8 protein-coding genes and 1 pseudogene are annotated in these 9,638 nt (G+C 41.8%); 5 read left to right on the top strand and 4 right to left on the bottom strand.

All coding sequences use genetic code 11. The features are described from left to right. Nucleotides 1–110, top strand: a pseudogene (locus tag ACIG3F_RS15790) (IS5/IS1182 family transposase); the annotation flags it as partial. A gap of 566 nt (nucleotides 111–676) precedes the next feature. Here ACIG3F_RS15790 and ACIG3F_RS15785 read toward each other — a convergent pair. The 3 genes from ACIG3F_RS15785 to ACIG3F_RS15775 form a co-directional block, all read right to left on the bottom strand. Continuing rightward, complete coding sequence (locus ACIG3F_RS15785; RefSeq protein WP_396470508.1) at nucleotides 677–1,990, bottom strand: ammonium transporter; 1,314 nt, start codon at nucleotides 1,988–1,990, stop codon at nucleotides 677–679. 425 nt (nucleotides 1,991–2,415) lie between these two features. Continuing rightward, nucleotides 2,416–3,732, bottom strand: coding sequence for an ammonium transporter (locus ACIG3F_RS15780; RefSeq protein ID WP_312051480.1), 1,317 nt, complete (start codon nucleotides 3,730–3,732; stop codon nucleotides 2,416–2,418). A gap of 193 nt (nucleotides 3,733–3,925) precedes the next feature. After that, entirely contained in the window at nucleotides 3,926–4,525 is a 600-nt protein-coding gene (locus tag ACIG3F_RS15775; protein WP_312051481.1) for an XRE family transcriptional regulator, read from the bottom strand. Between the two features lie 290 nt (nucleotides 4,526–4,815). Here ACIG3F_RS15775 and glnT point away from each other — a divergent pair, with 290 nt between their 5' ends. From glnT to ACIG3F_RS15755, 4 genes are read left to right on the top strand one after another with little or no spacing between them, the layout of a single operon-like run. Further along, complete coding sequence (gene glnT, locus ACIG3F_RS15770; RefSeq protein ID WP_312051482.1) at nucleotides 4,816–6,207, top strand: type III glutamate--ammonia ligase; 1,392 nt, start codon at nucleotides 4,816–4,818, stop codon at nucleotides 6,205–6,207. Nucleotides 6,208–6,246: 39 nt separating this feature from the next. Continuing rightward, nucleotides 6,247–7,158, top strand: coding sequence for a glutamine amidotransferase family protein (locus tag ACIG3F_RS15765; RefSeq protein ID WP_396470507.1), 912 nt, complete (start codon nucleotides 6,247–6,249; stop codon nucleotides 7,156–7,158). A gap of 30 nt (nucleotides 7,159–7,188) precedes the next feature. Beyond that, entirely contained in the window at nucleotides 7,189–7,914 is a 726-nt protein-coding gene (locus ACIG3F_RS15760) for a protein glxC (protein ID WP_312051484.1), read from the top strand. Between the two features lie 28 nt (nucleotides 7,915–7,942). After that, the gene (locus tag ACIG3F_RS15755) at nucleotides 7,943–9,277 is read left to right on the top strand and encodes an FMN-binding glutamate synthase family protein (RefSeq protein WP_312051485.1); all 1,335 of its coding nucleotides are present in this window, start codon (nucleotides 7,943–7,945) and stop codon (nucleotides 9,275–9,277) included. 119 nt (nucleotides 9,278–9,396) lie between these two features. Here ACIG3F_RS15755 and ACIG3F_RS15750 read toward each other — a convergent pair. Further along, a partial coding sequence (locus tag ACIG3F_RS15750) for an integrase core domain-containing protein (protein WP_396470505.1) occupies nucleotides 9,397–9,638 on the bottom strand: 242 nt, incomplete at its 5' end.

The following is a 9,638-nucleotide window of genomic DNA, read 5'->3' as shown; positions in this document are numbered from 1 at the left end:
AACTCAGTGCAAGGAGTTTTGATAGCCAAGTGAATGAGATCCATGCACGTGTAGCAGTCCTTAACAGATTTACGGAATTAGGTCGCCCACTTACCCAAGTTACGCCTTAAATTTGGCTCAATTAGGGGCGCTTTGCATTTCAAATCTTTGTGCAACAAAGCCGATAAAACTGTCCCTTTTCTGGAGGATTTTATGGTTAGTATCTGGGTGGTCATTATGCTACTCGAGAAGAATTTGAACTCATTTTAATGAAATACAATACTGAAAAAATTTGATAAATTGACAAAAAAATTTGCTAATCCGACACTTTTAGTCAACTTATTTCATTAGAAAAAATAGGCATTTTTATGCTTTTTGCGGATGATTAATCCAAGCTTAATCGTTTGCTTATCATAGGCTAAATACTTTTTAAATTAACATTTTTTTACTGTAGGATAGCTTCTTAATATTCCTTTGATATGAATCAAATATGGATTTTGTACCTTATCCAGATCTTAAATTAATTAAAATTGATTGTACTAAATTCTCCAAAAGCCTTTATTGAAGAACGTCGTTCAGTTTGGCAAAAGTTAGGCTGAATTGCTAACGTTTTACTGATGCTAAAGAATTCTAGCATCCAAAAACAAAATATAAAAAACAAGAGCACGAGGCTCTTGTTTTTTGTCAGGTACTAGAATTAATGATTATAAGCACTTTCGTTATGGTCAGTTTTATCTAGACCAGTTTCTTCCTCTTCTTCACTAACACGTAATGGCATAATCATGCCTACAATCTTAAGCAGAATCCAAGACAGAACACCTACATAAACGAAGGTAAATACGATACTCGCGATTTGAGCCAGAATTTGAGGAATGACAGAAACACCCTCAGCATTTCCTCCAAGTGAAGGAATACAGAAGATCGCAGTCAATATACATCCGACCACACCACCAATACCATGCAGTGAGAATACATCCAGAGCATCATCAGCACCTAGTTTGCGTTTAAGGACAGTAATGGCGTAGAACACAGAAATGCTTGCCAGGAAGCCAATGGCAATCGCACCAAATGGTCCAACAAAAGCAGCAGCAGGGGTAATTCCCACTAACCCGGCAATGGCACCAGATGCAAGACCAAGTGCAGTCACATGTCCAGCAGAGATTTTTTCAACCAGCATCCAGCCAAAGATTCCTCCTAATGTTGCCAGCATGGTGGTCATAAAGATCAGAGAAGATGAACCATCAATAGCCAAAGCAGAACCGACGTTAAAGCCGAACCAGCCTGCCCATAGGAAAGCTGCACCAACAAGGACAAAGACAACATTGTGCGGAGGCATAGGTGTAGTTGGCCAGCCTCTACGTTTACCAAGCACTAAAGCACCTACAAAAGAAGTCACACCGGCACTGATATGTACGGCTGTACCACCAGCGAAGTCTAATACACCCCAGTTATGAAATAATGCACCATCACCACCCCAGACCATATGTGCCAGAGGACCATAGACAATAATGGTCCAGAGTGCTGCAAACAATACCATGGCACCAAAATGCATGCGCTCAGCAAATCCACCCAAAGCAATCGCAGGGGTAATCATGGCAAAAGTCATCAGAAACAGAATGACAATATATTCAGGGATTCCTCCAGCCATACTATCAGGGGTGATACCTGCCAAAAATGTAGCATTCAACCCACCGACAAAACTGCCAATATTGTAGACACCTTCTTGCATACCAGTGGTATCCGTCGCCAAGCTGTATACGACGACAACCCATAAAATACCGACTACGCTGGCAATCGCAAAAAACTGACTAAAAACAGAAAGAATATTTTTAGAACGAACCATACCGCCGTAGAACAGTGCTAATCCTGGTATAAACATTAATAATACAATCACTGTTGATACCATGACCCAGACTGTTGCTGGTGCATCAATAGCATCTGCTGCAAATGCCAGTGCTGGAAACAGCAGTAAACTTGCAAGTATTAATTTTTTTAAAATCTGCAACATCATGAATGGCTCCCATAAATCCCACGATAAACTACATATAAAAAACCTGTGTTTACTTGAATAAAGTGTTTGTTGAGTATTCTTATAAAGAATATTTATTTCATATTTACTAAAGCAATTCATATGCCATAAACGCTATAAATATGGAATTTTCATTAAAATCGTTAATTAATACGTAGTGTTATATATAAATAAGTAGTTAATAAGATTGATAATTTTTTGTATTAAAAAATTAGAATTGAGATTAGAGTTCAGAAGTGATTGACTTAGTATTACTAAATTACAATTAAGTAATACTAAAATATATTTAAGTTTGATCAAGGCTTATTATTTTCTATCTTGGCGATTAGATAGTATTTAAAAGGCAAAACCGGGCTAAAGAGTTGCCCAGTTTTATATAGGTCGTAAGTAGTTAAAAGCTTTATCCATTAATGGTTATAAGCACGTTCATTGTGATCGCTCAAATCTAGGCCGCGGTGTTCATTTTCAGGATTTGCACGAAGGCCCACAGTCTTATCAATGATCTTCATGATAAGCCAGGTCAGAATGCCAGAATATAAGACGGTGACAATAATGCTGGCAATTTGTGCAATAACTTGCGGGATAACACTGGCATCAGGAACTTTACCTCCCAAAGCAGGAATACAGAAAATACCGGTCAGGATACAACCAATAATTCCGCCAATACCATGCAGTCCAAATACATCCAGAGAGTCATCTATCCCAATTTTTTTCTTAAGAACGGAAATTGCGTAGTAACAGCCGATGGCGCTAATAAAACCTATGAGCAGAGAGCCGAGTGGACCTACATACGCACAGGCTGGAGTAATACCGACCAATCCTGCAATAGCCCCAGATGCTAGCCCTAGGGCAGTGACATGGCCTGTTCTGATTTTTTCAATGACCATCCAACCCAAGATACCGGTGCAAGTTGCCAGCATTGTTGTGATGAATGCCACGATCGCGGAATCATTGATTGCCAGAGCAGAGCCGACATTAAAGCCAAACCAGCCAATCCAAAGAAATGCCATCCCGATGAATGTAAAAATGACATTATGAGGAGGCATCGCTGCAGTTGGCCAACCTTGACGTCGGCCAAGTACATAAGCACCTACAAGTGCGGCAACACCAGAGTTGATATGAATAGCAGTCCCACCAGCAAAGTCCAGCACTCCCCAATTGTGGAACAAGGCACCTTCACCGCTCCAGACCATATGGTTGATTGGTGCATAAACAATAACTAGCCATAAGATGCTAAATAAAATTACAGCGCTAAATTTCATTCGCTCAGCAAAACCGCCGATCACGATACATGGAGTAATAATGGCAAAGGCCAAGCCAAAAGTCAGCAGCACATATTCGGGCACACCACTGGCCAGGGTAAATTCATCAATGCCAAATAAAAAGGCCTTATCTAGACCACCGACAAAACTGCCAATATTGTAGACACCTGCTTCCATGCCCGTGGTATCGGCAGTCATACTGTAGACAAAAGCGACCCACAGTACAGATACCACTGCAGCAATGCCCATGAACTGAGTGACAATAGACAACACATTTTTTTCTCGAACCATACCACCATAAAAAAGTGCCAGTCCAGGAATACACATTAATAGCACCAATAAGGATGAAATAATCATCCAGACAGTGGATGCTTTATCCATCTCTGTGTCTGAGGCAAAACACAGTGATGGCAATAGCATAATACTTATTAGACAAAGTCTTTGTAGCCGTGATAGGTTCATAATTGCTCCTAATTTACAGAAAGTTTTGCTGACCCAATCAAAATTTGAATCAGTAAAAACCACCTAAATATTCCCTTGGGGATAATTAATTTCCTGTAAATAAAGCAATTCCTATACCATTGCTTGATTTTTAGTAAAACTCAAAGAAAAATGGAAAAAAGATGGCAATGGACCATCTTTTTTATTTGATGCTTTATTCCTCGTGATGAGTGGAATAGTTCACCATGGAAATAAGCCGAATGGGAACTTGAAGTAGCTGTTCTGGCCCATGAGGAATTTCACCTTCCAGCGTCAGACAGTCACCTGGTTGAAGATGAAATACTTCATCGCCGTGACGATACAGAATTTCCCCTTCGACCATGTAAAGCATTTCAGTACCGGGATGGGCGAAGGTAGGAAATTCCTCACTGGCATCATCCATACTGACCAGATAGGCTTCGAAATTTTTATGTGGGCCGCGGGAGTGGGTGAGCAAATGATAAGTATGTCCTTTATCCGTGCCACGCCGTACCACTTCCATACCTTCACCCTTTTTCACCAGCATGGCATGACTTTCCTGTTGGTCATATTGGCTAAATAAGGTCGATAAAGGAATCCCTAACACTTCACATAAACGGCTTAAGGTTTCAAGACTGGTCGAGACTTGAGCATTTTCAATTTTGCTGAGCATACCTTGGCTAATTTCTGCAATCTGTGCCACTTCAGCAAGCTTAAGGCCCTGCTCCTGGCGGTAACGTTTAATATGGATGCCAATATATTGTTCCAGCTTCATACTATTTTTGTTCTGTCTCATTTTGGATCAACTCGCACTATTTTGACTCTCAGAACACTGCATCTCATTAAAAAATCAGAAACAGCAACAACTATTGGAATACTAAACTAGTAAGAAAATTATATTCCCCTTAAGAATAATAATGCTTTCAGAGAAAAAAGTAAAAAAAATAAAAAAAAATTAAAGTTGGCAAGGGATTTGCTTTCTTAATAGGAAAGTAAGTTTCTTAAGCTGAATAATGTGATTCCAATAAAAAGATTTGCATTTTTCGAGCCAACAGTCGTTTTTGTCATATCGGGAGTATGTCAATTATGTTGCAACAGGCCGTAAACGAGTTGTTTGATCAACAGAATATAATCAGCAAACCCATGTATCGTCCAGAGGTACAGCAAGTCATTGATCAACATAATCTGAAATATGTATTGGCTCAATTTGTCGATATTCATGGTGCTGCTAAAACTAAGTCAGTACCCATCTCAGGTCTAAAAGCCATTGAGGGTGATGGAGTTGGTTTTGCCGGATTTGCAATTTCAGGCATGGGTATGCAACCGCACGGACCAGATTTCATGGTCAAGGGTGACCTATCTACTCTTACCCCTGTGCCATGGCAGCCAGGCTATGGTCGTGTAGTCTGTGAAGGTTATGTCAATGGCCAGCCTCATCCTTATGATTCTCGTTATGTGTTGCGTCGTCAAGTTGAGCGCTTGTCTGCTAAAGGCTGGACCCTGAACACGGGTCTAGAGCCAGAATTTAGTTTGTTCCGCCGTACTGAAGACGGCAAACTCAAAATGGTCGATGATTCGGACAATTTGGATAAGCCTTGCTATGACTATAAAGGCTTGTCACGTTCTCGCCAGTTTTTGGAAAAACTCACAGAAGCTTTGATTCCAGTCGGTTTTGATATCTACCAGATTGACCATGAGGATGCCAATGGTCAGTTTGAAATTAACTATACCTATTCTGATGCCATGAATTCGGCAGATATGTTTACCTTTTTCCGTATGGCGGCTGGTGAAATTGCCAATGATCTAGGTATGGTCTGTTCATTTATGCCAAAACCTGATCCAAAGCGTGCCGGGAATGGTATGCACTTCCATCTATCCATAGGAAGTGATGAATCCAAAAATTTATTCCATGATCCAAGCGACCCGAGTGGTATGGGTTTATCAAAAATGGCATATCACTTTATTGCAGGTCTTTTGGAGCATGCACCAGCACTCTGTGCTTTTTGTGCACCGACCGTCAATTCATATAAACGTTTAGTGGTTGGCCGTTCACTTTCAGGCGCGACATGGGCACCGGCATTTATCGCTTACGGTTCAAATAACCGTTCTGCCATGGTCCGTATTCCGTATGGTCGTATTGAATTACGCCTACCAGATGCGGGCTGTAATCCTTACCTGGTTTCAGCCGCAATTATTGCTGCAGGTCTGGATGGGATTGAGCGTGAACTTACACCACCACCAGTATGTAATGAAAATTTATATACCTTGACCCTAGATGAAATTGCAGCCCGTGGTATCCAGACCCTACCACAATCTCTCAAAGAAGCAGTGACAGCGCTGAAAGCAGACTCACTTTTCCGCGACACATTGGGTGCAGAAATTGTTGATGAGTTTATCGATCAAAAGAGCATGGAGTGGGTGGAATACTGCCGCCATGTATCTGATTGGGAAGTTCAACGTTATACCGAATTCTTTTAATACATTTTAAAAATTTAAAAAATCTCATGGAGAATGATTATGTGTGGAATCGTTGGTTTATATCTTAAAAACCCTGCTTTGGAATCACAATTAGGTAAATTATTTGAACCGATGCTTGAGTCAATGACGGGTCGTGGACCAGATAGTGCAGGCTTTGCCATTTATGGTGATGAAGTGCAAGAAGGTTGGGTCAAACTCACTTTACAAACTACGGATGAGACTTTTATTTGGGACACTTTTATTGCCGAACTTACAACTGAATTAAATGCCGAATTAGACTGGTTTACCAATGCGACTGCAGCAGTAATTAAAGTAAAGGCAGATGAGGATACAGTCCGTACAGCGATCGCTAAAATTGCCCCACAGCTGAAAATTATGAGTGCAGGGCTAAGCATCGAAATCCTAAAAGGTATGGGCTTGCCAGTCGAAATTTCTGAGCGCTTTGGCCTTTCAAAAATGAAAGGTAGCCATATCATCGGGCATACCCGTATGGCAACAGAGAGTGCCGTAACGATGGAAGGTAGTCATCCATTTTCTACCGGTGCGGATTTGTGCCTAGTACACAACGGCTCACTATCGAATCACGCACGCTTACGCCAAGAATTGAAACGTGAAGGCATTCATTTTGAAACAGACAATGATACTGAAGTTGCAGCTGGATATTTGACTTGGCGTTTACAACAAGGTGATAGCTTGGCTCAAGCACTCGACAATGCTCTTGAAGATTTAGATGGTTTCTTTACTTTTGCCATTGGCACCAAAGACGGTTTTGCCGTGATCCGTGATCCAATTGCATGTAAACCTGCTGTACTGGCTGAAACTGATGATTACGTTGCAATGGCATCTGAATATCAAGCACTTGCATCGCTTCCAAATATTGATAAAGCCCGTGTTTGGGAACCAGAGCCTGCCACCTTATATGTGTGGGAACGTTCAAAAGACGCCGCTTAAATTGAAATAGAACAAATTTGGAGAATACATATGAATAGTGCAGTTGCAGAACAATTAAATGCTGTTGAATTAAAAGATCATTATGACTTAAGCATCGATACGATCCGTGAACTTAATCAGGCCTTACACGATGCTGAAGTTGTTGCAGAAATCAAAGAATGGACAGTGAGCAATCCTGCAGGTCAACACAATATTGCGGTCGGTATTAAAGCACCAGTAAAAGTTACTATCGATGGCCATGCAGGTTACTACTGTGCAGGTATGAATCAGGAAGCAGATATTGTTGTGAATGGTAATGTTGGTGTGGGTTGTGCAGAAAATATGATGTCCGGCTCAGTGCACGTTAAGGGTAATGCTTCACAAGCAGCAGGTGCTACAGCACATGGTGGCTTGCTGGTGATTGACGGTGATGCTGGTGCACGCTGTGGTATTTCTATGAAAGGGGTCGATATTGTTGTCGGTGGCAGCATTGGACATATGAGCTGCTTTATGGGACAAGCAGGCCGTTTAGTGGTTTGTGGCGATGCTGGTGATGCACTGGGTGACTCACTTTATGAAACCCGTATCTATGTAAAGGGAACAGTTAAATCACTGGGTTCTGACTGCATTGAAAAAGAAATGCGTCAAGAGCACCTTGATGAACTGGCAGAATTATTAGCAAAAGCTGGATTTAATGAAGATCCAAAAGTATTTAAACGCTATGGCTCAGCACGACAACTCTATAACTTTAAAGTCGATAACGCATCTGCATACTAATTGAGAACGTAATACGGAGAATAAGATCATGACTCAAACTTACCAAGAATACGAACCAGTGTTACGTGAATCTGCAACATTCGATCGTTTAGCGATTCAGGAAATTCAACGTGCAGCTGCAACCGGTATTTATGATATCCGTGGTGGTGGTACTAAACGTAAAGTCCCTCATTTTGATGACTTACTGTTATTAGGTGCGAGCATGTCACGTTATCCGCTAGAGGGTTATCGTGAAAAATGTGGTACGGATGTGGTACTCGGTACACGTTTTGCCAAAAAACCAATTCATCTAAAAATTCCTGTGACCATTGCCGGTATGAGCTTTGGTGCCCTCTCGGCCAATGCTAAAGAATCTTTAGGCCGTGGTGCATCAATGGTGGGTACATCAACCACGACTGGTGATGGTGGTATGACACCTGAAGAACGTGGTCATTCAGAAACTTTAGTGTATCAATACTTGCCATCACGTTATGGTATGAACCCAGATGATTTGCGCAAAGCCGATGCAATTGAAATTGTATTAGGTCAAGGTGCAAAACCGGGTGGTGGTGGTATGCTACTGGGTATGAAAGTCACTGAGCGTGTAGCGGGTATGCGTACCTTACCGGTTGGTGTGGATCAACGTAGTGCTTGTCGTCATCCTGACTGGACAGGTCCAGATGATCTTGCAATCAAGATTGCTGAAATTCGAGAAATTACAGACTGGGAAAAACCTATTTATGTAAAAATTGGTGCCAGCCGTCCTTATTATGACGTGAAGCTTGCTGTAAAAGCAGGTGCTGATGTAATCGTACTGGATGGTATGCAAGGTGGTACAGCAGCAACACAAGAAGTCTTTATTGAGCATGTAGGTATCCCAATTCTTCCTGCCATTCCGCAAGCGGTTCAAGCACTACAAGAAATGGGGATGCACCGTAAAGTTCAACTGATCGTATCAGGCGGTATCCGTACTGGTGCAGATGTGGCTAAAGCAATGGCTTTGGGTGCAGACGCCGTAGCAATTGGGACTGCAGCCTTGATCGCATTGGGTGATAACCATCCACGCCTAGATAAAGAACTAAAAGAAATTGGTTCAGGCGCAGGTTATTATGATGATTGGCAAAACGGTCGTGACCCTGCGGGTATTACGACACAAGATCCTGAGCTTTCTAAGCGTTTGGATCCGGTAGAAGGGGGCCGTCATCTGGCAAACTACCTACGTGTACTGGTGCTAGAAGCACAGACCATGGCACGTGCATGTGGTAAGTCACATCTGCATAACCTGGATCCTGAAGATCTGGTGGCATTGAACGTCGAAGCTGCTGCAATGGCGCGTGTTCCGTTAGCAGGAACGAACTGGATTCCAGGACAAGTACAATATTAGTCTCAAATTAGTAAAGGGTGGTGCTAACTACCCTTTACTACTGTTTAAGGGCTTTGTTGCACAAAGATTTGAAATGCAAAGTGAACCGTACCGGGTTTGTCGGAGACTTTTTATTGAAGTTAGGCCACCTGACCTAACGGGTTAATCTTATCATAGTACATTGCTTCAAAATCAAAAGGCGATACATAACCCAGTGCACCGTGTACACGCTTTTTGTTGAACCAATCTACCCAATTTAATGTCGCAAGTTGTACATCTGCTAAACCTTGCCAATCTGCTTTTAAATATTCAATCACCTCTGTTTTGTATAAGCCATTCACCGTTTCAGCCAAAGCAATATCATATGAATCACCAGTCGTAC

Origin of the sequence: Acinetobacter sp. NPDC052428 (assembly GCF_044547685.1) — a bacterium.
GTDB classification, from domain to species: domain Bacteria; phylum Pseudomonadota; class Gammaproteobacteria; order Pseudomonadales; family Moraxellaceae; genus Acinetobacter; species Acinetobacter lwoffii_G.
The sequence above is the reverse complement of the archived record's forward strand: the minus strand, read 5'-3'. Positions and strand labels throughout refer to the sequence as shown.

What these genes read in the sequence shown, in the direction of transcription:
- ACIG3F_RS15780 (WP_312051480.1), bottom strand. Translation starts at nt 3,732, where the DNA reads ATGAACCTATCACGGCTACAAAGACTTTGTCTAATAAGTATTATGCTA.
- ACIG3F_RS15765 (WP_396470507.1), top strand. Translation starts at nt 6,247, where the DNA reads ATGTGTGGAATCGTTGGTTTATATCTTAAAAACCCTGCTTTGGAATCA.
- ACIG3F_RS15755 (WP_312051485.1), top strand. Translation starts at nt 7,943, where the DNA reads ATGACTCAAACTTACCAAGAATACGAACCAGTGTTACGTGAATCTGCA.
- ACIG3F_RS15785 (WP_396470508.1), bottom strand. Translation starts at nt 1,990, where the DNA reads ATGATGTTGCAGATTTTAAAAAAATTAATACTTGCAAGTTTACTGCTG.
- ACIG3F_RS15775 (WP_312051481.1), bottom strand. Translation starts at nt 4,525, where the DNA reads ATGAGACAGAACAAAAATAGTATGAAGCTGGAACAATATATTGGCATC.
- ACIG3F_RS15760 (WP_312051484.1), top strand. Translation starts at nt 7,189, where the DNA reads ATGAATAGTGCAGTTGCAGAACAATTAAATGCTGTTGAATTAAAAGAT.
- glnT (WP_312051482.1), top strand. Translation starts at nt 4,816, where the DNA reads ATGTTGCAACAGGCCGTAAACGAGTTGTTTGATCAACAGAATATAATC.